At 63.3% G+C, this 26,736-nt stretch carries 26 protein-coding genes and 1 tRNA gene; 18 read left to right on the forward strand and 9 right to left on the reverse strand.

Annotated elements, in window-relative coordinates:
- Positions 1–288 precede the first annotated feature (288 nt).
- The 9 genes from BLQ71_RS02335 to tsf all read left to right on the forward strand — a co-directional run bounded on the left by BLQ71_RS02335 (position 289) and on the right by tsf (position 9,137).
- Positions 289–1,329: a substrate-binding domain-containing protein gene (locus BLQ71_RS02335; RefSeq protein ID WP_074620564.1), complete on the forward strand. Its 1,041-nt coding sequence runs from the start codon at positions 289–291 to the stop codon at positions 1,327–1,329.
- Positions 1,330–1,435: 106 nt separating this feature from the next.
- Positions 1,436–2,899 carry a phosphate ABC transporter permease subunit PstC gene (gene pstC, locus BLQ71_RS02340; protein WP_043138919.1) on the forward strand — a complete coding sequence of 488 codons (1,464 nt, stop codon included), beginning with the start codon at positions 1,436–1,438 and terminating at the stop codon, positions 2,897–2,899.
- Positions 2,899–4,230 (forward strand): phosphate ABC transporter permease PstA, encoded by a 1,332-nt coding sequence (gene pstA / locus BLQ71_RS02345; RefSeq protein WP_074620565.1) that lies wholly within the window; start codon positions 2,899–2,901, stop codon positions 4,228–4,230. Before pstC ends, pstA begins: the two co-directional genes overlap by 1 nt.
- 30 nt (positions 4,231–4,260) lie before the next feature.
- Positions 4,261–5,058, forward strand: coding sequence for a phosphate ABC transporter ATP-binding protein PstB (pstB, locus tag BLQ71_RS02350; RefSeq protein WP_043138914.1), 798 nt, complete (start codon positions 4,261–4,263; stop codon positions 5,056–5,058).
- Positions 5,058–5,798: a phosphate signaling complex protein PhoU gene (phoU, locus tag BLQ71_RS02355; protein ID WP_043138912.1), complete on the forward strand. Its 741-nt coding sequence runs from the start codon at positions 5,058–5,060 to the stop codon at positions 5,796–5,798. The genes pstB and phoU overlap by 1 nt, the downstream gene beginning before the upstream one ends.
- A gap of 4 nt (positions 5,799–5,802) precedes the next feature.
- A complete protein-coding gene (gene phoB / locus BLQ71_RS02360) occupies positions 5,803–6,492 on the forward strand; it encodes a phosphate regulon transcriptional regulator PhoB (RefSeq protein ID WP_043138909.1) in 690 nt (229 codons plus the stop codon).
- A gap of 108 nt (positions 6,493–6,600) precedes the next feature.
- On the forward strand, positions 6,601–7,173 hold the full coding sequence (locus tag BLQ71_RS02365) for a hypothetical protein (RefSeq protein ID WP_074620566.1): 573 nt from the start codon (positions 6,601–6,603) through the stop codon (positions 7,171–7,173).
- Positions 7,174–7,357: 184 nt separating this feature from the next.
- Positions 7,358–8,134: a 30S ribosomal protein S2 gene (rpsB, locus tag BLQ71_RS02370; protein WP_043138907.1), complete on the forward strand. Its 777-nt coding sequence runs from the start codon at positions 7,358–7,360 to the stop codon at positions 8,132–8,134.
- A gap of 127 nt (positions 8,135–8,261) precedes the next feature.
- Positions 8,262–9,137, forward strand: coding sequence for a translation elongation factor Ts (tsf, locus tag BLQ71_RS02375; protein WP_043138904.1), 876 nt, complete (start codon positions 8,262–8,264; stop codon positions 9,135–9,137).
- Between the two features lie 523 nt (positions 9,138–9,660).
- Here the strand turns inward: tsf and BLQ71_RS02380 are convergent.
- Together BLQ71_RS02380 and aroQ are read right to left on the reverse strand one after the other, a co-directional pair.
- Complete coding sequence (locus BLQ71_RS02380; protein ID WP_043138900.1) at positions 9,661–10,425, reverse strand: helix-turn-helix transcriptional regulator; 765 nt, start codon at positions 10,423–10,425, stop codon at positions 9,661–9,663.
- Positions 10,425–10,865 (reverse strand): type II 3-dehydroquinate dehydratase, encoded by a 441-nt coding sequence (gene aroQ, locus BLQ71_RS02385; protein WP_069208320.1) that lies wholly within the window; start codon positions 10,863–10,865, stop codon positions 10,425–10,427. The genes BLQ71_RS02380 and aroQ overlap by 1 nt, the downstream gene beginning before the upstream one ends.
- A 245-nt stretch (positions 10,866–11,110) precedes the next feature.
- Between aroQ and BLQ71_RS02390 the strand changes: the two genes are divergently transcribed.
- Positions 11,111–12,463 carry a hypothetical protein gene (locus BLQ71_RS02390; RefSeq protein WP_069208319.1) on the forward strand — a complete coding sequence of 451 codons (1,353 nt, stop codon included), beginning with the start codon at positions 11,111–11,113 and terminating at the stop codon, positions 12,461–12,463.
- A gap of 156 nt (positions 12,464–12,619) precedes the next feature.
- Here the strand turns inward: BLQ71_RS02390 and BLQ71_RS02395 are convergent, their stop codons facing one another.
- A complete protein-coding gene (locus BLQ71_RS02395; protein WP_373286045.1) occupies positions 12,620–13,846 on the reverse strand; it encodes an acyl-CoA dehydrogenase in 1,227 nt (408 codons plus the stop codon).
- A 90-nt stretch (positions 13,847–13,936) separates the two neighbouring features.
- Between BLQ71_RS02395 and BLQ71_RS02400 the strand changes: the two genes are divergently transcribed.
- The 4 genes from BLQ71_RS02400 to BLQ71_RS02415 all read left to right on the forward strand — a co-directional run bounded on the left by BLQ71_RS02400 (position 13,937) and on the right by BLQ71_RS02415 (position 17,542).
- Positions 13,937–14,827: a LysR substrate-binding domain-containing protein gene (locus BLQ71_RS02400; protein WP_373286046.1), complete on the forward strand. Its 891-nt coding sequence runs from the start codon at positions 13,937–13,939 to the stop codon at positions 14,825–14,827.
- Positions 14,828–14,877: 50 nt separating this feature from the next.
- Entirely contained in the window at positions 14,878–15,768 is an 891-nt protein-coding gene (locus tag BLQ71_RS02405; protein WP_074620568.1) for a PfkB family carbohydrate kinase, read from the forward strand.
- A gap of 2 nt (positions 15,769–15,770) precedes the next feature.
- On the forward strand, positions 15,771–16,685 hold the full coding sequence (locus tag BLQ71_RS02410; RefSeq protein ID WP_074620569.1) for a pseudouridine-5'-phosphate glycosidase: 915 nt from the start codon (positions 15,771–15,773) through the stop codon (positions 16,683–16,685).
- 77 nt (positions 16,686–16,762) lie between these two features.
- Positions 16,763–17,542: a DUF502 domain-containing protein gene (locus BLQ71_RS02415; protein ID WP_043138886.1), complete on the forward strand. Its 780-nt coding sequence runs from the start codon at positions 16,763–16,765 to the stop codon at positions 17,540–17,542.
- 7 nt (positions 17,543–17,549) lie between these two features.
- Here BLQ71_RS02415 and BLQ71_RS02420 read toward each other — a convergent pair whose 3' ends face one another.
- Complete coding sequence (locus BLQ71_RS02420; RefSeq protein ID WP_074620570.1) at positions 17,550–18,590, reverse strand: patatin-like phospholipase family protein; 1,041 nt, start codon at positions 18,588–18,590, stop codon at positions 17,550–17,552.
- A gap of 96 nt (positions 18,591–18,686) precedes the next feature.
- Positions 18,687–19,460, reverse strand: coding sequence for a 3-hydroxybutyrate dehydrogenase (locus BLQ71_RS02425; RefSeq protein ID WP_043138881.1), 774 nt, complete (start codon positions 19,458–19,460; stop codon positions 18,687–18,689).
- A gap of 383 nt (positions 19,461–19,843) precedes the next feature.
- Between BLQ71_RS02425 and BLQ71_RS02430 the strand changes: the two genes are divergently transcribed.
- A complete protein-coding gene (locus BLQ71_RS02430) occupies positions 19,844–21,667 on the forward strand; it encodes an extracellular solute-binding protein (protein WP_074620571.1) in 1,824 nt (607 codons plus the stop codon).
- A 45-nt stretch (positions 21,668–21,712) separates the two neighbouring features.
- A complete protein-coding gene (locus BLQ71_RS02435; protein ID WP_069208312.1) occupies positions 21,713–21,826 on the forward strand; it encodes an entericidin EcnA/B family protein in 114 nt (37 codons plus the stop codon).
- 70 nt (positions 21,827–21,896) lie between these two features.
- On the opposite strand, the gene BLQ71_RS02440 is transcribed toward BLQ71_RS02435, so the two are convergent.
- Together BLQ71_RS02440 and BLQ71_RS02445 are read right to left on the reverse strand one after the other, a co-directional pair.
- Entirely contained in the window at positions 21,897–22,175 is a 279-nt protein-coding gene (locus BLQ71_RS02440; RefSeq protein ID WP_074620572.1) for a hypothetical protein, read from the reverse strand.
- A gap of 139 nt (positions 22,176–22,314) precedes the next feature.
- Entirely contained in the window at positions 22,315–23,604 is a 1,290-nt protein-coding gene (locus tag BLQ71_RS02445; protein WP_074620573.1) for an ATP-binding protein, read from the reverse strand.
- Positions 23,605–23,659: 55 nt separating this feature from the next.
- On the opposite strand from BLQ71_RS02445, the gene BLQ71_RS02450 reads away from it, so the two are divergent.
- Together BLQ71_RS02450 and BLQ71_RS02455 are read left to right on the forward strand one after the other, a co-directional pair.
- Positions 23,660–24,574: an MBL fold metallo-hydrolase gene (locus BLQ71_RS02450; RefSeq protein ID WP_074620574.1), complete on the forward strand. Its 915-nt coding sequence runs from the start codon at positions 23,660–23,662 to the stop codon at positions 24,572–24,574.
- Between the two features lie 80 nt (positions 24,575–24,654).
- A tRNA-Asn gene (locus tag BLQ71_RS02455) sits at positions 24,655–24,729 on the forward strand.
- Between the two features lie 148 nt (positions 24,730–24,877).
- On the opposite strand, the gene BLQ71_RS02460 is transcribed toward BLQ71_RS02455, so the two are convergent.
- Together BLQ71_RS02460 and ygiD are read right to left on the reverse strand one after the other, a co-directional pair.
- Positions 24,878–25,834, reverse strand: a complete 957-nt coding sequence (locus BLQ71_RS02460; protein WP_074620575.1) for a glutathione S-transferase family protein — start codon at positions 25,832–25,834, stop codon at positions 24,878–24,880.
- Positions 25,834–26,676, reverse strand: a complete 843-nt coding sequence (gene ygiD, locus BLQ71_RS02465; protein ID WP_074620576.1) for a 4,5-DOPA-extradiol-dioxygenase — start codon at positions 26,674–26,676, stop codon at positions 25,834–25,836. Before ygiD ends, BLQ71_RS02460 begins: the two co-directional genes overlap by 1 nt.
- Between the last annotated feature and the right edge of the window lie 60 nt (positions 26,677–26,736).

The raw sequence follows: 26,736 nt of genomic DNA on the forward strand, positions 1-26,736 counted from the left end.
AGCTCCCCAACGGCCCTCCGTTCGATTCGGGGGGCTTTTTCATGCCCCGAATGTAACAGGGCCTTGCGGCGCTTGGTCCTTGCTGACGTCGGGTCCGGCCTGTTGCCTTCGGTCACGATCCGCCGGGTGAGTTTGATTCGTCAGCCCTGACAGGAGGTTGATCGGCCCTAAATGGCTGGTGTCATAAAACTGTTACCCAAGCGTCACAAAACCATAGCGCGGGGCCTTTAGCGGTCCGGGCCAAGGTCATCGTGGGGATGACTGATTCCTAAGTTCAGGGAGCTATCCATGAAATTCGCTAAACTGACCGCCTCGACCCTGGCGATCGCAGCCGTTTCGGCCACCGCAGCCGTTGCCCGTGACAACATCCAGGTTGCCGGTTCCTCGACCGTTCTGCCCTATGCCTCGATCGTTGCAGAAGCGTTCGGTGCCAACACCGACTTCCCGACGCCGGTCGTTGAATCGGGCGGCTCCTCCGCTGGCCTCAAGCGTTTCTGCGAAGGCGTGGGCGAGAACACCATCGACGTCGCCAACGCATCGCGCGCCATCCGCGAAAAAGAGATCAAGGCCTGTGCCGAAAACGGCGTGACCGACATCATCGAAGTCCGCATCGGCTATGACGGCATCGTCTTCGCCTCGCAGGCAGATGGCCCGGCCTACACCGCCTTCACGCCCTCCGACATCTTCAACGCCCTGGCGCCGAAGGTCGTGGTCGACGGCGAGCTGGTCGACAACCCCTACTCCAAGTGGAACGAGTTCAACGCCGACCTGCCGGACGCCGAGATCCTCGCCTTCATCCCGGGCACCAAGCACGGCACCCGTGAAGTGTTCGAAGAAAAAGTGATCGCGGCCGGCTGTGAAGCCACCGGCGCCCACGACGCGATGATCGCTGCCGGCATGTCCGAGGACGACGCCGAGGACGCCTGCCTGATGGTCCGCACCGACGGTCGTTCGGTCGACATCGACGGCGACTACACCGAGACCCTGGCCTCGATCGACGCCAACGCGCACGGCATCGGCGTGTTCGGCCTGGCGTTCTACGAGAACAACACCGACAAGCTGAAGGTCGCCACCATGTCGGGCGTCATGCCCTCGACCGAGAGCATCGCCTCGGGTGAATACCCGGTGTCGCGTCCGCTGTTCTTCTACGTCAAGAAAGCCCACATCGGCGTGATCCCCGGCCTGAAAGAGTACGCCCAGTTCTTCGTCGCCGACGAGCTGGCAGGCCCCTCCGGCCCGCTCGCCAACTACGGCCTGGTGTCCGACCCCGAGCTGGCCAAGACCCAGCAGATGGTCGCCGACGAAGTCGTGATGGGCGAAGGCATGTAATCCATCCCTCCGGGGGTGTTTGCACCTGACGCCTGTGGGGGCGGCATATTCCGCCGCCCCCCTTCCTTTTAGGACCTTTACCACCATTCCTGACTTCGGGGGGCACATGCCTGTTATCTGGCTCATCGTGATCGTGCTCGCGCTGGCGGCCGCCGGGTTTATTCTCGGCCGGACCCGCGCGATGCAAAGCGCCGGGGGCGACAGCCGGCACCTGCACTCGCTTCCGACCTATTACGGGTCGAACGTGGCGCTGAAGGCGGTCGTTCCGGCCATGTTGCTGATGGTCGTCTGGCTCGTGGCCCAGCCGTTCTACGTGAACGGCGTCGTTTCCGGCATGATCCCCGATAGTGCGATTGCCGACGGGTCCAGCCGCGGCCTTGTGCTGGCTGAGGTGCGCCGCGCGGCAGACGGGCTGGACAACGCGGTTGCCCAAGGGGCGATCTCCGAAGAGTTCGCCCGCAACGCCCGCGCCGATTTCACCGATGTGACCACCCGCCTCAAGGAGGCCGGCCAGATCGTGACCACCCAGATCACCCAGCCGGTGCTGCGCGCGGCGCAGGAATACCGGGTGATCAACGCCACCGGCAACATGATCATGTCGGGCGTGGTCATCCTGGTCGCGCTGCTGGGGGTCTTCTGGGGCCTGCGCGAAACCAATAAGGACTTTCGCGCCCGCAACGTCGTCGAAAAAAGCGTGATGGCGCTGCTGATCGCGGCGGCCTCCATCGCCGTGCTGACCACGGTCGGGATCGTCCTGTCGCTGATCTTCAACACCATCGAGTTCTTCCGCCTTTACCCGGCCTCCGAGTTCTTTGGATCGCTGACCTGGGCGCCTTCCTTTGGCGGCGGGTCCGAGCTGGGTGTCCTGCCGCTGCTCTGGGGGACGTTCTACATCTCGCTGGTGGCGCTGATCGTGGCGGTGCCGATTGGTCTCTTCGCCGCCGTCTACCTGTCGGAATATGCCTCCAAGCCGGTGCGCAGCTTTGCCAAGCCGATGCTCGAGGTGCTGGCCGGTATCCCGACCATTGTCTACGGTCTCTTCGCGCTGCTGACCATCGGCCCGATGCTGCTGAGCGTCTTCGGCCCCGACGGAACCGGCTGGATGGGTGGCCAGCGTGCGGTCATCACCGCGGGTCTGGCAATGGGCATCATGCTGATCCCCTTCGTCAGCTCGCTGTCAGATGACATCATCAACGCGGTGCCCCAGGCGATGCGCGACGGCTCTTACGGGCTGGGCGCGACCAAGTCCGAGACCATCAAGCAGGTGATCCTGCCCGCCGCCCTGCCGGGCATCGTCGGCGCCGTCCTTCTGGCGACCTCGCGCGCCATCGGCGAAACCATGATCGTGGTGCTGGGGGCAGGGGCCGCCGCCCGGCTCAGCCTCAATCCCTTCGAGGCCATGACCACCGTGACCGCCAAGATCGTCAGCCAACTGACCGGCGACAGCGACTTTGCCTCGCCAGAGGCGCTGGTGGCCTTCGCCCTGGGCATGACCCTCTTCATCATGACGCTGGGGCTGAACGTCTTCGCCCTCTACATCGTGCGCAAATACCGGGAGCAGTACGACTAATGACCGACGCAAGCATGGATACGCCCCGGCCGCGCCGGGCAAAGACCTCGCTGGTGAGCGAAGATGCGCGGACGAAAAAGCGCAACGCGGCGGAAAAACGGTTCCAGGCCTACGGGATCGCCGCCATTGCCACCGGCCTGTTCTTTCTGGCTGTCCTGGCCTTCTCGATTGTCCGTTCGGGCCTGCCGGCCTTCACCACCACCGTGGTCGACGTCAACTTTACCCTGACGCAGGAACAGTTCGACGAGGCCGAGGGCCAGCTGTTCAAGACCAAGGCCTATTCCGGCTACTTCATCACCGCCCTGCAGAAAAAGCTGGAGGCCGAGAATGTCCAGGTGGCCTTTGACGAGGCGGCCATCGAACGGATCATGGGCAAGATCGGCGGCACACTGCGGGAATACTACACCGCCAACCCCGATCAGTTGGGCCAGGAGGTTGCTTTCAAGCTGAACGCCTCCTCGCGCGTGGACGGTTATTTCAAGGGCCGCGTTCAGCGAGAGACCCTCCAGGACAGCCGCTTTCTCACATTGGCGGACCTGGACCTTGTCGATGCCCTGGCCGAGGCCGGGATCGTGCATTCGGCCTTTGATTGGGGGTTCATCACCGGGGCGGACTCGGGCGTGGACAACCCGGGTGGTGCCGGTATCGGTGCCTCTGTCGTGGGGTCGTTCTTCATGATGCTGGTGGTGCTGTTCCTGTCGCTGCCCATCGGTGTCGCGGCCTCGATCTACCTCGAGGAATTCGCGCCGCAGAACCGCTGGACCGACATGATCGAGGTGAACATCTCGAACCTTGCCGCCGTGCCCTCGATCGTCTTCGGTATCCTGGGCCTTGCCGTCTTCATCCAGTTCATGCACCTGCCGCAATCCGCGCCTCTGGTCGGTGGCCTGGTGCTGACGCTGATGACGCTTCCGACGATCATCATCTCGACCCGTGCATCGCTCAAGGCGGTGCCGCCCTCGATCCGCGATGCGGCGCTGGGGGTTGGCGCCTCCAAGATGCAGTCGGTGTTCCACCACGTCCTGCCGCTGGCCATGCCCGGCATCCTGACCGGCACGATCATCGGCCTGGCGCAGGCGCTGGGGGAAACCGCGCCGCTCTTGCTGATCGGCATGGTCGGCTTCGTCGCGCGTGGTTATCCGGACGGGTTCATCAGCGGCTTTACCGACCCGAACTCGGCCATGCCTGCCCAGATCTACACCTGGGCCGCGCGCGCAGATCAGGCGTTTTACGAAAAGGCCTGGGGCGGTATCATCATCCTGCTCATCTTCCTGCTGACCATGAACATCATCGCAATCATTCTGCGCCGCCGTTTCGAGCGCCGCTGGTAAGGCCCGGGCAGCGGATCTAGGAGAGTAACAATGTACGACGCACCGCATACGGAGAGAGACGTGGACCAGCAGGACATCAAGATCAGCGCCCGCAAGGTGCAGGTCTATTATGGCACCACACACGCGATCAAGGACGTGGACTGTGACATCGAGGACAAGACCGTCACGGCCTTTATCGGTCCGTCGGGCTGTGGCAAGTCGACCTTCCTGCGCTGCCTGAACCGGATGAACGACACCATCGACGTCTGCCGCGTCGAGGGCGACATCTCGATTGATGGCGAGGACATCTATGACAAGCGGGTCGACCCGGTGCAGCTGCGCGCCAAGGTCGGCATGGTTTTCCAGAAGCCCAACCCGTTCCCCAAGTCGATCTATGACAACATCGCCTATGGCCCGCGCATCCACGGGTTGGCCAAGTCCAAGGCGGACCTGGACGAGATCGTCGAAAAGAGCCTGCGCCGCGGCGCCATCTGGGACGAGGTAAAGGACCGGCTGGACGCGCCGGGCACCGGCCTGTCGGGCGGACAGCAGCAGCGCCTGTGCATTGCGCGCGCCATCGCCACAGAACCCGAGGTGTTGTTGATGGACGAACCCTGTTCGGCGCTGGACCCGATTGCGACCAGCCAGGTCGAGGAACTGATCGACGAATTGCGGCAGGACTACTCGGTCGTGATCGTGACCCACTCGATGCAACAGGCCGCGCGGGTCAGCCAGAAAACCGCCTTCTTCCATCTGGGCAACCTCGTGGAATTCGGCGACACCGGCAAGATTTTCACCAACCCGGTGGACAGCCGGACGGAAAGCTACATCACGGGACGGATCGGCTAATGTCTGAACTCAAACAACATATCGCCAGCGCCTTCGACCGCGACCTGGAAGGTATCCAGGCCCAGATCATGAAGATGGGCGGGCTTGTCGAAGCCGCCATCATGCAATCGGCCAAATCGCTGGAAACCCGCGACGAGGAACTGGCCGAACTGGTGCGCCGCAACGACGCCGCCATCGACGCGCTGGAGGAAAGCCTGAACGAAGAGGCGGCCCGGGTGATCGCGCTGCGTGCGCCGACCGCGTCGGACCTGCGCATCGTCCTGTCGGTCATGCGCATGTCGGCCAACCTGGAACGCATGGGCGACCTCAGCAAGAACATCGCCAAGCGGACCGGCGTGCTGGTCCAGATGCAGGCCATCGGCGGCACGGCACCCTCGTTGCGCCGCATGGCCCGCGAGGTCGAACTGATGCTCAAGGACGCGCTGGATGCCTATATCCAGCGCGACGAGGCCCTGGCCGAGGACGTAATCGAGCGCGACCGGGACGTGGACCAGATGTACAACACGCTGTTCCGCGAATTCCTGACCTTCATGCTGGAAGATCCGCGCAACATCACCGCCTGCATGCACCTGCATTTCATCGCCAAGAACATCGAACGCATGGGTGACCACGTGACCTCGATCGCCGAGCAGGTGGTGTTCCTGACCACCGGCCGCAAGCCGGATGAACCGCGTGAAAAGGCGGATCGCACCTCGACGGATGCCGACCTGGCACCGGATATGGACAAGGACGGGGATTAAGCACATGGCCGCAGACCAGCCCACTGTTCTGGTGGTCGAGGACGAAGCCGCGCAGCGGGAAGTTCTGACCTACAACCTCGAAGCCGAGGGGTTCCGCGTCACGCGGGCCGAGAATGGCGAAGAGGCGCTGGTGCTTATCGACGAGGAAAGCCCGGACATTATCGTGCTGGACTGGATGTTGCCCAATGTCTCGGGGATCGAGGTCTGTCGCCAGATCAAGACCCGCCCCGAGACGCGCAGCGTGCCGATCATCATGCTGTCGGCCCGCTCGGAAGAGGTGGACCGGGTGCGCGGGCTTGAAACCGGGGCGGATGACTATGTGGTCAAACCCTACTCGGTGATCGAGCTAATGGCCCGGGTGCGCGCGCAACTGCGCCGCGCGCGTCCCGCCGCCGCTGGGCTGCGCCTGGAATACGAGGATATCGTTCTCGACAGCGAGACGCACCGCGTGACCCGGAACAGCAAGGCGCTGAAACTGGGGCCGACGGAATTCCGACTGTTGACGACCTTCATGGAAAAGCCCGGCCGGGTCTGGTCACGCGAACAATTGCTGGACCGGGTCTGGGGGCGCGACATCTATGTCGATACCCGCACCGTGGATGTCCACATCGGGCGCCTGCGCAAGGCGCTGTGCCAGCATGGCGGAAACGATCCGCTGCGCACGGTGCGCGGCGCGGGCTACGCGCTGGGCTGAAGCAAAAGGGCAGGGCGGTGCCCTTTTCACCGCCCTTGCCACTGACCGCTTGATCTGCGGCAGGAACGCGTCATCTTGTCTGCCGTGCAGCAGGTGAGGACGCTTCCAGTGATACGCGGTTTTCTGACAGTTCTGGTCCTTCTGGTCCCGTTTGGGGCGGTACAGGCGCATGAGGTGCGTCCGGCAATCGCCGATCTGACGACACCGGATGGACATGTATCTCTGGTTCTGCGCATGAGCATGGAACCGGTGCTGGCCGGGATCGACCTGGAAGGTGTCGAGGACACCAATGAGACCGATCGCTCGGACGCCGTCGACAAGTTGCGCGCGCTGTCCGCCGATGCGTTCAAGTCACGCATCGAGGCGGAAACCGCGGATGTGCTGGACAGGGTCACGATCCGGGTGGGCGGCACAGATGTGCCGCTGCGCGTGACAGAGATCCAGGTGGACGAGATCCCCGATGTCTCGCTCCCTCGCGAATCCCGGCTGTTCCTGGTCGGCACCTTGCCAGATGGAGCACAGGCCCTGAGCGTTGGTTGGCCATCCGAATATGGCACCTTGATCCTGCGCCAGATGGATGTGGACGACGGGTTCACCGGCTACCTGACAGGCGGATATTCCGATCCCATAGCCATCGAGGACAGCAGCGGTTGGGGCTTCCTGGGCGGGATCTTTCGTTAACCCCAGCGTGGCCTGGCCCTTTGCCCCTTGCGCCTCTTGTGAAACCGCTGTAATGCGCGCGGCACGAACCCCGCAGGCGGGGGCGGGCCTATTGGACAGACATCCCCAAAGGTCCACCGGTTGCCCCGGACTTGATCCGGGGTGATTCCCCCGCCGAGGATATAAACCGGAAAGGATAGAAGGCATGGCTCTTCCCGAGTTCACCATGCGTCAGCTGCTGGAAGCTGGCGTTCACTTTGGCCACCAGACGCAGCGCTGGAACCCCCGCATGGGCGAGTTCATCTACGGTGCGCGCAACGGCATCCACATCATGGACCTGACGCAGACTGTCCCGATGCTGGACGCTGCCCTGAACGCCATCCGCGAATGCGTGGCCAAGAACGGCCGCGTCCTGTTCGTCGGCACCAAGCGTCAGGCTGCCCAGCCGATCGCCGAAGCCGCTGAGAAATGCGCGCAGTACTACATGAACCACCGCTGGCTGGGCGGCACGCTGACCAACTGGCAGACCGTGTCGCAGTCGATCAACCGCCTGCGCGAAATCGACGAGCAGATGGAAGGCGGCGCCGAAGGCCTCACCAAGAAAGAGCGCCTCAACATGGAGCGTGACCAGGCCAAGCTGCAGGCGTCGCTGGGCGGGATCCGTGAAATGGGCGGCGTGCCGGACATGCTGTTCGTCATCGACGTCAAGAAAGAACAGCTGGCCGTTGCCGAAGCCAACAAGCTGGGCATCCCGGTTGTGGCCGTGGTCGACACCAACTGCTCGCCCGAGGGCGTTGACTACATCATCCCCGGCAACGACGACGCGGCCCGCGCAATCGCGCTGTACTGCGATCTGGTCAGCCGCGCGGCGCTGGACGGCATGACCGGCCAGATGGAAGCGGCAGGCGTCGACCTGGGCGCGCTCGAAGACGCACCGGCCGAGGAACTGCTGGCCGACGCGGGCGAGAACGCCGAGGGCTGATCCCCGGGACCCGTGTCGCAAAAACGATACAGGTCCGTGACATGAGGGGTGGCCAAGGCCCGGGAGGTAGTCCCGGCGGCCGGGGCCACCCGACCTCCTGCAAAAAGATGATGAGGAGAGCCAAGACATGGCGATCACTGCAAAACAGGTGAAAGAACTGCGCGAAATGACCGGCGCAGGCATGATGGACGCCAAGAAGGCGCTGACCGAAACCGACGGCGACTTCGACGCGGCCATCGACTGGCTCCGCACCAAGGGCCTGGCCAAGGCGGCCAAGAAATCCGGCCGTACCGCGGCAGAAGGCCTGGTTGCCGTCAAGGTCGACGGTGGCAAGGGCGTGGCCGTCGAGGTCAACTCGGAAACCGACTTCGTCGCCAAGAACGCTGAGTTCCAGCAGATGGTTGCCGGCATCGCCGAAACCGCGCTGACCGTGGCTGACGTCGAGGCGCTGAAAGCGGCTGACATGGGCGGCAAGCCCGTCGAAGAGCGCATCACCGACGCCGTTGCCAAGATCGGCGAGAACATGTCGCTGCGCCGCATGGCTGCTGTCGAAGGTGACGTCGTGGCGGCCTACGTCCACAACGCCGCCGCTGACGGCATGGGCCAGATCGGCGTGCTGGTCGCCATGAAGGGCGGTTCGGAAGAGTTCGGCAAGCAGGTCGGCATGCACATCGCTGCCATGAACCCCGCAGCCCTGAACGAAGCCTCGCTGGATCCGGCCGTGGTCGAGAAGGAAAAGCAGGTCCAGATCGACATCGCCAAGGAATCGGGCAAGCCGGACGCCGTGATCGAGAAGATGATCGTCGGCCGCATGAAGAAGTTCATGGCCGAAGTCACGCTGCTGGGTCAGGCCTTTGCCCTGGACACCGACAAGACCGTCGAGCAGGCCGCCAAGGACGCCGGCGCCGAGATCGTCGGCTTTGTCCGCCTGCAGGTCGGCGAAGGCATCGAGAAGAAGGAAGAGGATTTCGCAGCCGAGGTGGCCAAGGCCGCCCAGGGCTAAGACTGTCCTGAAAGGGCAGGGGGAATCTCTGCCCGTTGCGAATCGCTAAAGGCGCCGGACAGATGTCCGGCGCCTTTTTCATTGGCCTTTTGCAGGGAATGCAGCGCGGATGGGCGGGGCCTTGCCGGTGCTCGATAAAGGACGGCACCTTTGCTTGCGCCAGCCGATTATCCCGCATAGGTTGCAATTTGAATGGAAATTCGGGGCCCCCGGTTGAGACATTGGGGATGAGATCCAGGGACCCCGAAAGGATGCTGGCCGACGGAAGGCGATAATTGCCCCCGTCGTACCAGCGCCCGGTTTGCACCGGAGGTTCCGCAGGGCCCGGTAATACGCGGGTTGCGGCCCCTTCGTTCCATGGCCAAAGCCACCACTCACGGAACGCTTGAACATTCGCAATTTACCCGAGGTTAAGGAAGTACGGATTTCCTGACCAAAGGGTAAAAGGGAAAAATTCACGCGGGAGTCACGCAGAGAGAAGACACTAACGCCTTTCCACTACATGGTTTCCCGAGGTGCGCTGTTACTGTGCTTCGAGGATGTACATCTGGTTGTGAAACGCGGCCTTTGCGACGGCCTGCGCCGTTGTTTCCACGTTCAGGGTCTCACGCGCCAGGCGCAGGTGCTTTTCCACCGTGGCCTGCGTCAGCCCCATGATCTGGGCAATGTCCTGCATGGTCTTGCCGTCGCCAACCCATTCCAAGGCCTCGCGCTGGCGCGGTGTCAGGTTTTGTCCGGCAAGGGGCAGGGGCAGGGTGAGGATCTTGAGGTGCACGAGGTTGTTCAGCAGCACGATGTCCTGACCGTGTTCCGCCCAGACCGCATCCGCCTCGTCCTGGTTCATCTCGGGACGCGTGGTCAGCGAGATCGCGCCCTTGGCCCGGTGCGAGACCGACTGGAAGCTGATCGTGTAGCCGGCGTGCACCTTGTGCTGGAGGTTGAAGGCCACGACCTTGGCGGCCTTGTCGTCCAGCGTCCCCTTGTTGATCTGATCGGCCATTACGCGCCAGCTGCAGTGACCCTCGTTCTCGAGCGCCCAGCGAACCATCGGGGCATGGCGGTAAAGGCCATCCTCGACAAACCCCTTGCGATAGGCGGGCGTGTGGTTGGTCAGTACGATGAAATCGTTCGGGTCGCCAAAGCTGGTCGCCGTCAGGAACCGCGTGAACCCGTAGATCAGCCTGTCAAAACCGTAACTGTCCATCTTGGCGCAGTGCTTTTCCCAGAGGTCCTGGACCTCTTCGGCATTCGTGACCTCGATCAGGTAATCTCTCAGTTCAGGTGTCATCACCGGGTCTCCAGAAAGCCGAGCAGTGCGTCTATTGCCAGTTTATACCCGTTTGCGCCGAAACCTGCTATCACTCCGATTGCGACAGGCGCGATAAAGGACTTGTGGCGGAATTCCTCACGCGCGTGGACATTCGACAGGTGCAGTTCGACGGTCGGCATCTCGGCGCCTTTGATCGCGTCCATCATGGCAATCGAGGTGTGGGTATAGGCGCCCGCGTTCAGCACGATCCCGGCATGTGTGCCGCGGGCGTCCTGGATGTGGGTCACAAGCGCGCCCTCGTGGTTGGACTGGGCGCAGACCACATCGACCCCGCGCGCCTTGCCGTGTTCGATGCTCATCGCCTCGACATCGGCCAACGTCGTATGGCCGTAGATTTCGGGCTGACGGGTGCCCAGCAGGTTCAGGTTAGGTCCGTTCAGGACGAGGATAGATGTCATTGCGGTCTCCGGGCTTTGCTCCGGTGGTAAGAGCATGCCGGTCGACCTGTCCAGTCGCCTGACAGGACCGAACCGCCAAAGCCGGGGCGCAGTTGCGAAACCGCCTCAGACCAAACAATCCCTGATTGCGGTCGCGTGTGAGAGGATCTCGCTGTCAGTGTATCCGAATGCGCGTCTTGAAAAGCTTGTCAGCCTTTCAAACACCAGTCTAGGCTGAAAACTCAACTTATAGGGAAGGGGGTATTATGCGTTTCTTGTTTACCAAAGTTTTTGCAGACGATCCGGAAACCTATGTTTCGGCCAAGCTTGCGGCAATCCACAAGGAGGCCGACGCACAGTCCGTCCTTACGCCCAGTACTCGGGCCGCGCTTGCACACCAGGATCATCCGGACTTGGCGCTGATGTCCGAAAGTGAGCTGCCGGAAATACCCAAAGATCAGGCCGCGGATTTCGAGACTGCGATGCGATGCGCGCGTTTCGAGGCTTCGGCGGAAATTCCGAGACTGCCAGGAGAAACCATCCAGAGCGAACGGTTCACCTACCTGACAGCACCACTGGGCGACATTGCCGCCGGCACCGGGGCTCTGGTGCGGACAACAAACCAAGCCGAGTTGACCATTCTGTTCCCCGAAGTCCGGATTATCGACGGCAGGCTGGTCCGGGATGAGCAGTATTTTCAGAAAGACAGCCTCGACACCGGCGCCGTCGTCAGCCCCATGATCGCCGGTATCGACGACCTTGCTCTCGAAGCGGCGAGCGCAATCGCCTCCAAGATCGCGGCGAAGATTGGCGAAAAGATCGGTGACAAGATATACGAGTCGATCTTTGGACCCGAGGACGTGCCGTCCTATTTCAGCGAGGTCTACAAGAAGCTTCACGACATGTTCAAACAGGAGATCGACGCATCGGTGATCAGCCAGATCAACGGCCATGTAAACGGATTCCGGGGATGGCTGGAGGATGAATTCATCCCGATGCGGAACAGCGGCCGTGACCGCGAAACTCTTCTGGGTCTCCTGGACGATTGGCAGGAAAAGTTCGCCGCGGACGTCATTGGCCCGCTCGAGGAAAAGCGGTTCCGCAAGGCCGGTTTGCCGGTCTACCAGCTGGCCGGGAGCACGGTTTTGCTGATCGACACGATCCAGGCCGAGGTCGACGTGGGTGAGGATGGCGACGTCCTGAAATCCAGCTACACCGTGTCCCGCAAAAGCCATGCCGAGCGTTTCGCGGATCATGTGACCAAGACGTACAACGATATGCTGAGCGATATCGAGGACTCGGTCGAGGTCCTCGATCACACGATCTACAATCAGGGATCTGACGTCTGCACGCCAAACGGTTGCCACACGGCCAAGGGCACAACGACCCCGCAGTACGAGGTCTTTGATCACTGGACGGGCTACAAGAGCGGCGACTACTGGGACAAGAAGAATGGCGATCCCTGGACCCGGGCCAAGGCGGAGCGGGACGGGATCGTCAAGAAACGTCGAACAGAGGCGAAGAAGGCGATCGGAGGGTTTGATCCCAAGAACCCGGCATCGACCGAAGGGCCGATCGTCGGAGATTGGCGCAAGATCGCGGGCTACAAGGACGAATGAAGCTGGAAAACCGGATGCGGGGCTGTTTCGCCCCGCATTCAATATTTACATAATACTGATTATCGGAAATATGCCCGCCTAGCGTGCCTGCTCCAGACCTCGTGCCCCCGGTAGTGACAAGAACCGGATGGACCGTCCGGTTCTTGTCGTTTCGGATCAGAAAAACGCCTGCAACCCGGTCTGTGCGCGGCCCAGGATCAGCGCATGCACATCATGGGTGCCCTCGTAGGTGTTCACCGTCTCAAGGTTCAGCATGTGGCGGATCACCTGGAACTCTGCCGAGATCCCGTTGCCGCCGTGCATGTCACGGGCCATGCGCGCAATCTCCAGCGCCTTGCCGCAGTTGTTGCGCTTGAGGATCGAGATCATCTCGGGCGCGCCCTGCGCCTCGTCCATCAGCCGCCCGACCCGCAGGCAACCCTGCAGCCCCAGCGCGATCTCGGTCTGCATGTCGGCCAGTTTCTTTTGAAATAGCTGCGTTTGTGCGATGGGTTTGCCGAACTGCTTGCGGTCCAGCCCGTACTGCCGTGCTGCGTGCCAGCAGAACTCGGCGGCGCCAAGCGCGCCCCAGGCGATGCCGTAGCGCGCGCGATTCAAACATCCAAAAGGACCTTTAAGCCCCTGAACATGTGGCAACAAAGCCTCTTCGCCCACCTCGACGCCTTCCAGCACGACCTCACCTGTCACGCTGGCGCGCAGGCTCAACTTGTTGGCCACCTTGGGTGCCGACAAGCCTTTGGTGCCCTTGTCCAGGACAAAGCCGCGGATCTTGCCATCATGGGCGTCGGACTTGGCCCAGATGACAAAGACATCCGCCACCGGTGCGTTGGAAATCCACATCTTCGAGCCGGTCAAGCGATAGCCGCCGTCGATCTTTTCCGCCCGCGTCTTCATGCTGCCCGGATCGCTGCCCGCGTCCGGCTCGGTCAGGCCGAAACAGCCGATCCATTCACCGCTGGCGAGTTTCGGCAGGTATTTCTTGCGCTGTTCCTCGGATCCATAGGCGTAGATAGGGTACATCACGAGGCTGGACTGCACCGACATCATCGACCGATACCCCGAGTCGACGCGCTCGATCTCGCGCGCGACAAGGCCGTAAGAGACATAGGAACTGCCAAGGCCGCCATATTCCTCGGGCACCGTGATGCCCAGCAGGCCCATCTCACCCATCTCGGCAAAGATCGCCGGTTCCACGGTTTCTTCCTCGAAGGCCTCGACGATGCGCGGCGCCAGTTTCTCCTGTGCAAAGCTGCGCGCACCCTCGGCCAGCATACGTTCCTCCTCGCTCAACTGGTCGGCAAGGCGGAACGGGTCGTCCCAGGTGAACCCACCCAGGTCCGGGGCGTCCTTGGCTTTCAGATGCGGTTTGGTCATCTCGTTCATGGCGGGCTCCTGTCCTCGATTTGGCGCAGTATAGCTTGCAGCCGTCGCATGGAAAAACGACAATATCGCAGGTATTCATGAGGAATGGGAATGCATCTGCCACCCCTGCCCGCACTGCGTGCGCTCGAGGCGCTGGATCGTCTGAGCAGCGCCACCGCCGTGGCACAGGAACTGAACCTGACGCAAAGCGCCGTCTCGCGCCAGCTCAAAACCCTTGAGGATCAACTTGGCGTCACGCTTTTCCTGCGTGGAAACAGGGCTTTGCGCCTCACTCCTCAGGCGCGCAGTTTTGCCGGAACGGTGCGCGAAACGCTGGATCGGCTGACCGAGGCGGCAATGGCGCTGCGGCTTGATCCCTCGGGCGGTGCGCTGAACCTAGCGATCCTGCCCAGTTTCGGGATGCGTTGGCTGGTGCCGCGGCTGCCGGATTTCACGCGTCGTCATCCAGAGGTGACGGTGAACCTGACGACCCGGCTGCGTCCGTTCAGCTTTGCCGCGGAACCCCTTGATGCAGCGCTGCATTTCGGCGCACCGGACTGGCCGGACACGCATCACCTGCGGTTGATGACAGAGACTGTGCAGCCGCTCGCCGCGCCGTCTCTCCTGCCTGATGGGCCGTTGCCGCTCGAGGCTCTGCGTCGCCTGCCGCTCTTGCATATCCAGACCCGGCCGAATGCCTGGGCGGACTGGTTCACGACAGAGGGCCTGTCGCCGGGACCCTTGCCCGGACCAACCTTCGACCAGTTCACGGCGATCCTGCAGGCGGCGTTGCACGGGCTGGGCGTGGCGCTCTTGCCCGATTATCTCAGCACGCCCGAACGTGCGGCGGGCACGTTGCGACCGGCGCATGAGGCCGCGCCCGTCAGTCTTGGCGCCTATTACCTCGTCTGGCCCGCCGACCGCCCGGCGCCGCCCGCGCTCATTGCCTTTCGCGACTGGCTGGCCCTTTGCGCCGACGAAGAGGACATGCTGCCGAGGTAAGGCACGGATGCGGCTTGCGCCGCCCTGCCCTTCGCGCCACAAACGCGGCAATGACAACACACGCCCCGGATATCCTCTGCATCGGCTCCGTCCTCTGGGACATGATCGGCCGTTGTGACCAGACCATGCAGGCCGGCAATGACAAGCCGGGCCGCATCCGGCTGATCCCCGGTGGCGTGGCACTGAACATCGCCATGACCTTGGCGGGTTTGGGGATGCGCCCGGCGCTGATTTCGGTCGTCGGACAGGATGCCGAAGGCACGGCACTTGCGGCGGAATGCAGGCGGTTGGGGCTGGATACCACCCACCTGACCCGCGCGCCGGATCTGCCCACGGATCGCTACATGGCGATCGAGACACCGGACGGGCTGCTGGCCGCGATCGCCGATGCGCATTCCCTGGAACAGGCTGGCGCGCGCATCCTGTCGCCGCTGATCGAAGGGCCGCTGGGAACGCCGCAAGCGCCCTACGCGGGCCGTATCGCGCTGGACGGCAACCTGACAGAGGCCCTGCTGGCCGAGATCGCGGCGCACCCGGCCTTTGCCCGTGCCGATCTGCGCATCGCCCCCGCCAGCCCGGGCAAGGCCACGCGGCTCTCCGCCTTTCTGCGCGCGGGCCGCGGGACTCTTTACGTCAACCTCGAAGAGGCCTGCCTTCTCTGCGAAGCCCCCTTCACCAGCGCCGCCGAGGCCGCGCGCGCCCTGGTCGAGCGTGGCGCCGCGCGGGCGCTGGTCACGCATGGTGGCGCGCCCTGTTGCGATGCGACGGCCGATGCCAGCCATACAGAAACACCGCTGCCTGTCACCGTGACCCGCGTCACCGGCGCGGGCGACACGTTCATGGCGGCCCATATCGCCGCCGAACGCGACGGTTTTGACCGGCCCGAGGCCTTGCGCCGCGCGCTGGCCGCCGCCGCGACCCATGTTTCCGGAGGAACCTGATGATGAGCCCGATCAAATGCTCTCATGCCGTGGCCGAGGCCCTGGCCGAACATCGCCCCGTCGTGGCGCTGGAAAGCACCATCGTCACCCACGGCATGCCCTGGCCCCAGAACCTGGAAGTGGCGCGCCGGGTCGAGGCGACGGTGCGCGATAATGGCGCCGTGCCGGCCACCATCGCGGTGATCGAAGGCACGCTTTACGTCGGGCTGGAAGATGCCCAGCTGGAGGCGCTTGCGCAGTCCAAACAGGTGGCCAAGCTGTCGCGCGCGGACATGGCCGTGTGCATGGCACGCGGCGGCACAGGGGCGACCACCGTCGCCGCAACCATGATCGCCGCGCAACTGGCCGGGATCGAGGTCTTTGCTACAGGCGGCATCGGCGGCGTGCATCGCGGTGCCGAGACGACCTTTGACATTTCCGCCGACCTTCAGGAACTGGCCGAAACCCGCGTGACGGTGGTGGCCGCTGGCGCCAAGGCCATCCTCGACTTGCCCAAGACGCTGGAACGGCTGGAAACCCTTGGTGTGCCCGTCATGGCCTTTGGCCAGGACCAACTGCCGGCCTTCTGGTCGCGCGAGGCGGGCCTGCGGGCGCCCCTGCGCGCCGACAGCCCGGCAGAGATCGCCGCGGCCCACCGGATGCGCGCACGGTTGGGCCTGCCCGGCGGTCAGCTCATCGCCAACCCGATTCCCGCCGAGGCCGAGATCCCGCGCGAGACACTTGCCCCGATCATCGCCGAGGCCACGCGCGATGCGGAAACGCACGGAATCGCGGGCAAGGACCTGACCCCCTACCTGCTGCAACGGATCTACGAACTGTCGGGCGGTCGGTCGTTGGAGGCGAACATCGCGCTGGTCCTCAACAATGCCCGGCTCGCCGCCGGGATTGCGCAGGAATTGAGCGCCCTGCCCGCCTGATCGTCTTTCCGATGCAAAGCCCATTGTAGAGCCCGCGCGATGCACCTACTTTCGTCTTGATCGTCCCGGGACCTGCGATGACCACACCATTCGAGCCTACCACCCGCAAGCGGCCGGGTCTTTTCACGCGGCTGCGCACGTCATTCCTGACCGGCATCGTCGTGATCGCCCCGGTGGGCCTGACCGTCTGGCTGATCTGGACCGTTGTCGGCTGGGTCGACGGGTTCGTCTGGCCTTTCGTGCCCGATGCCTACCAGCCCAACGCGCTCCTCAATCGCTGGATGACCGGGCCGGACGGGCCACGCATTCCCTGGCTGTTCGACCTGTTGGACGCCGATGACGACGGACGGATCGAGGTCAACGTGCGCGGCCTTGGCGTCTTTGTCTTCTTGTTCTTCACCATTGTTGTCGGCTGGATCGCCAAGGGGCTGATCGGCCGCTCGATGATCAATTTCGCCGAAAGCCTGGTGGAACGTACACCCGTCGTGCGCTCGATCTATTCCGGCATCAAGCAGTTGGCGGAAACCATCTTTGCCCAGAGCGAGCGCAGTTTTGAAAAGGCCTGCCTGATCGAATACCCGCGCAAGGGCATCTGGGCCATCGGGTTCATTTCGACCGTGGCCAAGGGCGAGGTGGCCCGCCGTGCCGTCACCGGCGGGGACCTGATGTCGGTCTTTGTGCCGACGACGCCGAACCCGACCTCTGGATTCCTGCTGTTCTTCCCCAAGGAAGACGTGATCGAGCTGGATATGAGCCTTGAGGACGCGGCCAAGCTGGTGATCTCGGCGGGGCTTGTCTATCCCAACGGGCAGGACGCCAAGCAGGCGCTCGAGGCGCAGTTCCGCAAGGCGTCCTGAACCCGCGTCAGCTGAACATCGCCCGCAGGTCCGCCGTCTGCCGGTGGCCCAGGTCATCCTTGTGGCTGTCCAGGAACCGCCCCGCCGCGCGGCGTCCGGCCTCTTTCAACTGGGCGATCACCGTCGGCACCGGGACCATCTTGGTGGCCACCGACAGGGCATTCATCAGCGCATCGTCGGCGATCATGTGAATGCGCAGGTCCTTCATCGTGCCCGGCGTCAGCGCGCCGCTCTGCAGGAGGCGCTGCACGAAATCTATGGCCCTCAGCTCGCGCAGCAGCGAGGCGTTGAAGCTGATCTCGTTGATCCGGTTCTGGATCTCGGGCGGGCTGACCGGGGTCTTGTCGCGCAAGAGCGGGTTGATGTTCACCACCACCACATCGTCGGGCAGATGTTCCTCGAACAGGGGAAACAGCGCCGGATTGCCGGTATAGCCCCCGTCCCAGAAGGGTTCCATCGTCCCGGTCTGGGGGTCTTCAAGCTCGACGGCCTGGAACAGCGTCGGCAGGCAGGCCGAGGCCATGATGACCTGCGCATTGATCGCATCGCCGGAAAAGACCCGGATCTTGCCGTCACGCACCTGCGTTGCACAGACATAGAACTCTGGCCCGGTCGCGGCGCAGACCCTTCCAAAATCGAAGCGCTCGACAATCTTTTCCAACGGGTTGCGATAGAGCGGCCCCCAGGCATAGGGCGACACCATGCGCCCCACGGCTTCACCCCAGCTGTAGGGCAGAGAATATTCCAGGCTCTTGCTGACCACCTCGGGGTGCGGCATCCACCCCTGCAGCCAGTCGGGCAGCGCCTCGTCGCGCAGGGCGCCGATCTGCGACCACAGCCAGTCCAGCATCTCGCGCGCGCCCTCGTGGCCACCGGCCAGCATCCCGGACTTCAGCGCGGCCCCGTTCAGCGCCCCCGCCGAGGTGCCGGTGATGGCCGCGATCTCGATCTCGGGTTCTTCCAGCAGCCGATCCAGCACGCCCCAGGTAAAGGCGCCATGTGCGCCGCCGCCCTGCAGGGCCAGATTGATGCAAATGGATTTCGCCATGCGCCGCGCTCCCGTGATTTCTTGGATGCGAAAATGCCGCGGAGGTGACTGTGCCGAAGATGCAGGCGGGGGCCAGGCCCCGCCTGCCCCGTCAGGTCACAGCGCGGTCCAGCCGCCGTCGACGCTGATCGTCGTGCCGGTGATCTGCGCCGCCGCATCCGAACACAGGAAAACCGCCGTGCCGCCCAGCTGTTCGACCGTGGCGAATTCCTTGGAGGGCTGGCGCTTGAGCATGACCTCCTTGATCACCGTTTCCCGGTCCATGTCGTATTCCTTCATGGTGTCGGGAATCTGTGCCTCGACCAGGGGCGTCAGCACGTAGCCCGGGCAGATCGCGTTGGCGGTGATCGGCTCTTGGGCGGTCTCCAGTGCGGCGGTCTTGGTCAGGCCGACGATGCCGTGCTTGGCGGCTATATAGGCGCTTTTGTAGGGCGAGGCGGTCAGACCATGCGCCGAGGCGATGTTGACGATCCGGCCCCAGCCGGCGGCGCGCATCTTCGGCAGCGCGGCAGCGGTGGTGTGAAAGGCCGAGGACAGGTTGATCGCGATGATCGCATCCCACTTTTCGGTCGGGAACTGGTCGATCGGGGCAACGTGCTGGATACCGGCGTTGTTGATCAGGATATCGCAGCGGCCTGCCGTCTCGACCAAGGCGCGACATTCGTCCGGCTTGGACATGTCGGCCTTGATATAGCGCGCCTCGACGCCGTGTTCCTCGGCGATGGATTTCGCCAGGGCGTGATCCTCGTCGGAATCGGTGAAGGAGTTGATCACCACCGAGGCCCCTGCCCTTGCCATCTCATGCGCGATGCCAAGGCCGATGCCCGAGTTCGATCCGGTGATGATGGCGGTCTTTCCCTGTAGCGACATGAGGCTCCCCGATGCTGGTTGTGTTTGCAGATGCAGCATAGTCCTGGATGCGGCGGTATGCACCCGCTCAATCGCCGGGCTGAGGGTGAAATCAAGGGACGTTTCGGCGGGAACCCGCACAGGTCGAAATGCCGCGTGCCGATGCTGCTGTCTGGGGCTGGGAAGCGATGTAGGTGGTGCCTGGCGAATGGGCAAAAAAAACCCCGGCACAAGGCCGGGGTTCAGTCATTGAGGCAGGTTTCATACAGGCAAGAAACCTATCGAGCAGTGCCCCCTTTATAAGCGTTACGGTTTCTGAGTCCAAGCTAAAAGTTTGAAAAGGCGTAAAAGGAGCGATACGCTCGCCTTCAAGAAAACAAGGGCAGACAGGGATCGTTGCAGAAATGTGCGTAAATTTTTTCCGAAATCGGGTCGCAAAAATCGTCGCGGCCGGAGCGATTCTGTCAGCAGGCAGCCTGTGGGCCGATCCCCAGCATGGCATAGCTATGTATGGCGACCCGCAGCTTCCACCCGATTTTGTGTCGCTCCCCTACGCCAACCCGGACGCGCCGACCGGTGGCCGCATCGTCACCGGGGAGCTGGGCAGCTACGACAGTCTCAATCCGCTCATCCTGAAAGGCTCTGCGCCCTGGCAGTTGCGGTTCCTCGTCTACGAAAGCCTGATGGGCCGGAACTATGATGAACCCTTCTCGCTGTACGGGCTGCTGGCCGAATCGATAGAGGTCGGACCGAATCGCGAATGGGTTGAATTCACCCTCCGGCCAGAGGCCGAATTCTCGGATGGCAGCCCGGTGACGGTCGAGGATGTCATGTGGTCCTACGAGACCCTGGGCACCAAGGGGCATCCCCGATACCTGGGTCTCTGGGGCAAGGTTGAGAGCATGGAAAAGACTGGTGACCGGTCGGTGCGCTTCACCTTCAACGAGGACAACCCGGAACTGGCCCTGATCATCGGCATGCGCCCGATCCTGAAGAAGGCCCAGTGGGAGGGATTGGATTTCGAGAACTCCAGCCTCGATCTCGTTCCGATCACCTCGGCGCCCTATGTCATCGGCGACTACGAGGCGGGCCGCTATGTCGAGTTGAACCGCAACCCGGACTACTGGGGCAAGGACATCAATTTTCGCCGCGGGACCAACAATCTCGACACCATCCGGCTGGAATTCTTCGCGGACGACACCGCGCTGTTCGAGGCCTTCAAGGCGGGGATCATCAACACGATCCGCGAGACCAACGCCGAGAAATGGAAGACCCAATACGATTTTCCCGCAGTTCGCAATGGAGAAATCGTCAAATCCGAGATTGCCCACCAGCGCCCCACGGGGATCACCGGATTCGTGATGAACACGCGGCGCGCAAAGTTCGCCGACTGGCATGTGCGGGATGCGCTGATCCATGCCTTCAACTTTGAATACATCAACGACACGCTGACCGGCGGGGCGCAGCCGCGCATCACCTCTTACTACGGCAACTCCTTGTTGGGGATGCGCGAGGGCCCGGCCGAAGGGCGGGTCAGAGAGTTGCTGACCCCCTTTGCCGACGAACTGCTGCCCGGCGCGCTGGAGGGCTACAGCCTGCCCGTCTCGGACGGCAGTCCCCGCAACCGCGAAAACCTGGCCAAGGCCATTGACCTCATGGCCGAGGCCGGCTGGACGGTGCAGGACGGCGTGATGAAGAACGCCGCGGGCGTGCCTTTCACCTTCGAGATCCTGTTGCAACAGGGCCAGGGCGAAAACGTCGCGATGGCAGAGATCTTTATCCGCGCGCTGGAACGGATCGGCATCACCGCCGAGGTGACGATGATCGACCCGGCGCAATACAAGGAACGCACCAACCAGTTCGATTTCGACATGACCAGTTTCCGTCGGGGGCTCTCTCTCAGCCCCGGCAATGAGCAGTTCCTTTACTGGGGCGCCGAGGGGGCCGACCGGGAAGGCTCTCGCAACTGGATGGGGATGAAATCGGCTGCGGCGGATGCCATGATCAACGCGCTGCTCGGTGCGCAAAGCAGGGACGACTTTTTGGCCGCCGCCCGCGCGCTGGACCGCGTCCTGATCAGCGGGCGCTACGTGATCCCGGTACAGGACAAATACGCGGTCAGCCGCATCGCCCACGCGAAGGAACTCACCTTTCCCAAGGATAGCCTGCCGATCTATGGTGATTGGCTGGGCTTTCAGCCTGATGTATGGTGGTGGGAGGGCGAGTGATCTCGTCCCTCACCTAACGGCGACAAGACCGGACAAGAGGCAGATATGAGAGTGGTTTTCGTGATCGCGCTGGCCGTGGGGCTGGCAGGATGTGGCACCGTCGACGGCATCGGACAGGATATTTCCGCCGGCGCGCGGACGGTTCAGGGCTGGTTCTGAACCAGCGACTGTCCTTTGGAATGTAACGGCGCGCCGTAACCATCGGCGCGCCTTTTGCCGTCGGAGCGGGTTACAACATGCCCTTGCACTTGCTGGGGGATCCTCCCTTGCCCAGGTGATGCGGGTTCAGAACGATGATCCAACGCGCGGGCTGGCCCGGTGCCTGCGTCCGGCGATAGGTGCATCCGTCGGGTGTTGTCATGTAATCGCCCTGCGGCACCGCGTAACCCTGCGTGGCGACAAAGGGCTGGGCCTGTGCAAAGACCAGGTCCTTGGGCGTTTCGGCGTCGGTGGCGCTGAACGCGGCAAGCCCGATGGTGGCGGCGGTGACAAGCGGCATGATGGCCATCTGGGAACTCCTGTGATTTGTCTGCGTGCAAGCTGACGCAGAGGTCTTTCACCGAGGTGACTGCGAGACGGCAAAACAGTGGCGCATTCTTCGGATTTTCGGAAAATGCCCGCTGGCAGAGGTTCCGCGGAGCCCTGGATCACAGCGCGATGACGATGTCGGCGCGCAGGCCGCCAAGGCTTTCGCTTTCGCCCAGGCGCAACACGCCGCCGTGCGCCCGTGCGATGTCCGCCGCGATCGCCAAGCCCAGCCCGACACCAGAGCCGCGATCCTGGTTGCGCGCCGGGTCCAGCCGAACGAAGGGACGCAAGGCATCTTCGCGCCGGTCAGCCGGGATACCGGGCCCGTCATCCTCGACACGGATGCGGAGCGCCCCGCCAGTCAGCTGCACCGACACGCGACAGTCCGAGGCATAGCGGCGCGCGTTGGCCATCAGGTTCTCGACCGCGCGGCGCAGGGCACGCGGGCGCAGCATCGCCGTCCCCTCGCCCTGCATCTCGCCAAGCTCGACCTTCTGCCCGCCACGCTGCGCGTCCTCGACGACGCGTTTGATCAGCGTAAAGGGATCTGTGCGCTCCGAGGCGGCGGTTTCGGCATCCCCGCGCGCGAAATCCAGAAAGGCGTCGATCAGCTGCTGCATCTCTTCGACATCACGTTCCAGCGGTTCGCGGTCTTCGTCATCCAGCAGCGACAACCCCAGCCTGAGCCGTGTCATGGGCGTGCGCAGGTCGTGACTGACCCCCGACAGCATCATGGTGCGCTGTTCGATATGTCGTTCGATCCGGTCCCGCATTTCAAGAAAGGCATGGCCGGCGGCCCGCACTTCCGTGGCGCCGGCGGGCGAATAGCGCATGTTGCGACCCTTGCCAAAGGCCTCTGCCGCTGCCGCCAGCCGGGTGATCGGCCGCAGCTGGTTGCGCATGTAGAGAAAGGCGATGAGCGTCATCAGCGCGCCGAAGAAGACCATGTTCACGAACAGCTGGTGCGGGTTCGAGGCAGAAACCCGGGACCGCTCGAGACTGGCCCGGTAAAGCTGGTCGTCATGGCGCAGGAACAGAACCACCTCGCGGTCGCTGGGCAGCAGTATGCGTTCCAGCGTCGGGATTCGCATGTCCAGTTCGCGGATCACCACAAGGCCGGTGAAATCGTACCAGCGACGCTGGTTGACCGCCGGCAGTGCGTCTTCCGCTACGGCCTTGGGCCGAATGCTCAGCCGCAGTCCATTTGACCGGTCCGGCAGGTCTGCCACCACCAGGTTGACCTCACGCGCCAGTTCCTTGCTCATCTGGACGGTGACGCCCTCGAAGTGACGCTGGATGAAGACGACCGACACGACCAGTTGCAGTGTCACCACCGGCAGCACGAGGATCAGTGCGGCACGGCCATAGAGACTGCGGGGCATATATCGTTTGAGCCAGCGGAAGAACATGCGCTAAGCCTAGCCCGCGCCGCCCCGGCCCGCCATCGCCAAAAGGACCCATCCGATGCAGGATCCCCAGCCCGATTTCCAGCCCCGGACGGGCATTGCCGAAACGCTTGCCCCGGGCCTGCGCCGTGTCTTGGCACCGAACCCGTCACCGATGACCTTTCGCGGGACAAATACTTACCTACTGGGCACGGGCGGCATTGCGGTGATTGACCCGGGACCGGATGACCCGACCCATCTTCAGGCCCTGTTGGATGCACTGACCCCAGGGCAGGAAATCACCCATATCCTGGTGACCCACGCACATCTGGATCATTCCCCCCTCGCCCGCGACCTGTCGCGCCGGACCGGGGCACCGGTTCTGGGATTCGGTCCGGCCCAGGCCGGGCGCAGCGCGATCATGCGGAAACTTGCAGACGAGGGACTGGTCGGTGGCGGTGAGGGCGTCGACTCGGGCTTTGTTCCAGACATTGTGCTCGCCGATGGCGACACGGTCGCCGGGGATGGCTGGACCGTCGAGGCCCTGCACACGCCCGGCCACATGGCCAACCACCTGTCCTTTGCCTGGGGCGATGTCCTGTTCTCCGGGGACCTCGTGATGGGCTGGGCAACCTCGCTGGTGTCGCCGCCCGACGGGGATTTGACCGCCTTCATGTGCTCGCTGGAACGCCTGCAAGAACGCCCGTGGTCCCTGTTCCATGCCGGCCACGGCGCGCCCGTAACCGCACCCGCCGAGCGGCTGGAGGCACTCCTGACGCATCGCCGTGGCCGCGAGACCGCCATCCTCGAGGCGCTGACACAGACCCCTGCCACGGCGCGCGACCTGGCCGAGAGGATCTACACAGACGTTCCGCCTGCCCTTCTGCCGGCGGCCACCCGGAATGTCCTGGCTCACCTCATTGATCTGACGTCGAAATCCCGTGTTGCCCTGGTTGGGGATCTGTCCGCCGAGGCCGTTTTTCGGTCGATCTGATGTGGCGAACAAAAATCCTCATTTTTGTGACGAAACCCTCTGGACGCCCGGATTCCACGTTGTTATAGACCGCCGCATGTTCCGGCGTAGCTCAGCGGTAGAGCAGTTGACTGTTAATCAATTGGTCGTAGGTTCGATCCCTACCGCCGGAGCCAATCACCTCTAACTGTTTGAGATGGTTGGAAGGTCGTGATGAGTGTCGCGATCGAACTATATCCCTTCTAATGCAACCAAGGTCTCATCAACGCGGTGACCCTGCCCGGTCCGGACAGGGTCTTTGGTCGGTTTGCTGACGCGTGACCGTCAATGCAGCGCGCGCGTGACATGATCGGGGCCCACGGGGCGAATACCGGTCGGGTTCAATGCCTTGATCGAGTAGTACCCCCGCGTGATGTGGTCCATGTTCACGGTCACACGGACGCCGGGCAGATCCAGGATGCGCCGCATGTAGGCGGACAGGCGCGGATAGTCGGCGATCTGGCGGAGGTTGGTCTTGAACAGTCCGTGATAAGCCGCGTCGAACCGGATCAAGGTGACGAAAGCGCGGATGTCGGTTTCGGTCAGGCGGTCCCCGAAGAGGTAGTCACCGGTCAGGCGATCCTCGAGCATGTCGAGCGTGTCAAAGACGCCCGCGACGGCCTCGTCATAGGCCTCTTGCGACGAGGCGAAGCCGGCCTTGTAGACGCCGTTGTTGAGCCGGTCGTAGATCACGGCGTTCAGGGTGTCGATCTCGGCCGCCAGATCCTGCGGGTACAGCCTCAGGTCCGAAGGCACCAACCCTTCGAAGGCGGTGTCGAACATCCGCAGGATGTCGGCGCTTTCGTTGTTCACCATGACGCCCTGCTGCATGTCCCAGAGCACCGGAACCGTCGCGCGCCCCGTAAAGGAGCTATCGGCCCGGGTGTAGAGTTCGTGCATGTAGGTCGCATCGAAGAGCGGATCCGCATCAGCGCCGTCATAGCCGCCGAACTGCCAACCCTGGTCTGACAGGACCGGGTTGACCACGGTCACGGGAATCAGGTCCTCGAGTCCCTTCAGTTTGCGTGCGATCAGCGTGCGCGAGGCCCAGGGACAGATCAGCGCAACGTATAGCCGATAGCGCCCCGCTTCGGCCTTGAAGCCGCCCTCGCCGGTCGGTCCGGCACTGCCATCCGGCGTGATCCAGTTGCGAAAACTGGAGACCTGGCGGACGAACCGCCCTTTTTCATCGGCCTTCTGAACCGGTTGCCAGTCCGAGGCCCATTTTCCATCTACGAGCATCAGGCCGCTCCTTGTCTTGCGTGGAACACGAAGGACCGCATCGAGACCGCTGCGAGGTCGATGGCATCCGTCATGAAGGTCAGGTCGTCGCGCGCATCCGAGGCGCCTGCGACTGTGAGCGCGGGCAGGTAGTGATCCACCGACGGGTGGGCCATCTTCAACAGCGTCCCCAGGCCCGCGCGATCTGCCAGTGCGGTGAAGTCGCGGTCAGTCAGCTTGTCGGCAAAGAGCCGGTCGAACTCCAGCGCGAAGTCATGGGGTTTGACGTTCTTGCCCCATTCGACGGCGCGCAGGTTGTGCACCACGTTGCCGGAACCAAGGATCAACACACCTCGGTCTCGCAGGGCCGACAGTGTCCGCCCGATCTCAAGCTGATGGTCAAGGCCGCGGCTCATGTCGATGGAGACCTGGAAAACCGGGACATCGGCCCCAGGATAGAGGAATTTCAGTACCGTCCAAGCGCCGTGATCCAGCCCCCAGGTGTCATCCTCCTCGGCATGGTGGCTGGCCAGCAGGCTGGCCACCTCGCGAGCGAGGTCCGGTGCCCCCTGCGCCGGGTACTGTTGGGCAAAGAGTTCGTCCGGGAAGCCGTAGAAATCGTGGATCGTCTTCGGCATGGCTGAGACATCGACCAGGGTCGTGCCCCGGGTCATCCAGTGGGCGGACACTACGAGGATCGCCTTAGGACGGGGCAGCGACTTGCCCAGCTCTGTCCAGGCGCGGCTGTAGGCACTGTCCTGGATGGCGTTCATCGGGCTGCCGTGGCCGAGAAAGACCAGCGGCATCCGGTCGGAGGGCGACAAACTGTTCTTCAGGTCGTCAAGCGTGCGTGTTGCGGGCATCTTGTGGCCTTTCATCGGCAGAAGGAAGTGTGGACGCGCCGGGTATTGTCTCGCGGCGCG

Source organism: Antarctobacter albus (genome assembly GCF_900101505.1).
In the GTDB taxonomy this organism is placed as follows: domain Bacteria; phylum Pseudomonadota; class Alphaproteobacteria; order Rhodobacterales; family Rhodobacteraceae; genus Antarctobacter; species Antarctobacter albus.

What these genes read in the sequence shown, in the direction of transcription:
- BLQ71_RS02420 (WP_074620570.1), bottom strand. Translation starts at nt 18,590, where the DNA reads ATGGCGAAATCCATTTGCATCAATCTGGCCCTGCAGGGCGGCGGCGCA.
- BLQ71_RS02445 (WP_074620573.1), bottom strand. Translation starts at nt 23,604, where the DNA reads ATGTTCTTCCGCTGGCTCAAACGATATATGCCCCGCAGTCTCTATGGC.
- BLQ71_RS02395 (WP_373286045.1), bottom strand. Translation starts at nt 13,846, where the DNA reads ATGAACGAGATGACCAAACCGCATCTGAAAGCCAAGGACGCCCCGGAC.
- BLQ71_RS02335 (WP_074620564.1), top strand. Translation starts at nt 289, where the DNA reads ATGAAATTCGCTAAACTGACCGCCTCGACCCTGGCGATCGCAGCCGTT.
- BLQ71_RS02380 (WP_043138900.1), bottom strand. Translation starts at nt 10,425, where the DNA reads ATGACACCTGAACTGAGAGATTACCTGATCGAGGTCACGAATGCCGAA.
- phoU (WP_043138912.1), top strand. Translation starts at nt 5,058, where the DNA reads ATGTCTGAACTCAAACAACATATCGCCAGCGCCTTCGACCGCGACCTG.
- tsf (WP_043138904.1), top strand. Translation starts at nt 8,262, where the DNA reads ATGGCGATCACTGCAAAACAGGTGAAAGAACTGCGCGAAATGACCGGC.
- BLQ71_RS02390 (WP_069208319.1), top strand. Translation starts at nt 11,111, where the DNA reads ATGCGTTTCTTGTTTACCAAAGTTTTTGCAGACGATCCGGAAACCTAT.
- pstB (WP_043138914.1), top strand. Translation starts at nt 4,261, where the DNA reads ATGTACGACGCACCGCATACGGAGAGAGACGTGGACCAGCAGGACATC.
- BLQ71_RS02425 (WP_043138881.1), bottom strand. Translation starts at nt 19,460, where the DNA reads ATGTCGCTACAGGGAAAGACCGCCATCATCACCGGATCGAACTCGGGC.
- BLQ71_RS02415 (WP_043138886.1), top strand. Translation starts at nt 16,763, where the DNA reads ATGACCACACCATTCGAGCCTACCACCCGCAAGCGGCCGGGTCTTTTC.
- BLQ71_RS02405 (WP_074620568.1), top strand. Translation starts at nt 14,878, where the DNA reads ATGACAACACACGCCCCGGATATCCTCTGCATCGGCTCCGTCCTCTGG.
- BLQ71_RS02450 (WP_074620574.1), top strand. Translation starts at nt 23,660, where the DNA reads ATGCAGGATCCCCAGCCCGATTTCCAGCCCCGGACGGGCATTGCCGAA.
- BLQ71_RS02400 (WP_373286046.1), top strand. Translation starts at nt 13,937, where the DNA reads ATGCATCTGCCACCCCTGCCCGCACTGCGTGCGCTCGAGGCGCTGGAT.
- BLQ71_RS02435 (WP_069208312.1), top strand. Translation starts at nt 21,713, where the DNA reads ATGAGAGTGGTTTTCGTGATCGCGCTGGCCGTGGGGCTGGCAGGATGT.
- BLQ71_RS02460 (WP_074620575.1), bottom strand. Translation starts at nt 25,834, where the DNA reads ATGCTCGTAGATGGAAAATGGGCCTCGGACTGGCAACCGGTTCAGAAG.
- aroQ (WP_069208320.1), bottom strand. Translation starts at nt 10,865, where the DNA reads ATGACATCTATCCTCGTCCTGAACGGACCTAACCTGAACCTGCTGGGC.
- BLQ71_RS02440 (WP_074620572.1), bottom strand. Translation starts at nt 22,175, where the DNA reads ATGGCCATCATGCCGCTTGTCACCGCCGCCACCATCGGGCTTGCCGCG.
- rpsB (WP_043138907.1), top strand. Translation starts at nt 7,358, where the DNA reads ATGGCTCTTCCCGAGTTCACCATGCGTCAGCTGCTGGAAGCTGGCGTT.
- phoB (WP_043138909.1), top strand. Translation starts at nt 5,803, where the DNA reads ATGGCCGCAGACCAGCCCACTGTTCTGGTGGTCGAGGACGAAGCCGCG.
- BLQ71_RS02430 (WP_074620571.1), top strand. Translation starts at nt 19,844, where the DNA reads ATGTGCGTAAATTTTTTCCGAAATCGGGTCGCAAAAATCGTCGCGGCC.
- BLQ71_RS02410 (WP_074620569.1), top strand. Translation starts at nt 15,771, where the DNA reads ATGAGCCCGATCAAATGCTCTCATGCCGTGGCCGAGGCCCTGGCCGAA.
- pstC (WP_043138919.1), top strand. Translation starts at nt 1,436, where the DNA reads ATGCCTGTTATCTGGCTCATCGTGATCGTGCTCGCGCTGGCGGCCGCC.
- pstA (WP_074620565.1), top strand. Translation starts at nt 2,899, where the DNA reads ATGACCGACGCAAGCATGGATACGCCCCGGCCGCGCCGGGCAAAGACC.
- ygiD (WP_074620576.1), bottom strand. Translation starts at nt 26,676, where the DNA reads ATGCCCGCAACACGCACGCTTGACGACCTGAAGAACAGTTTGTCGCCC.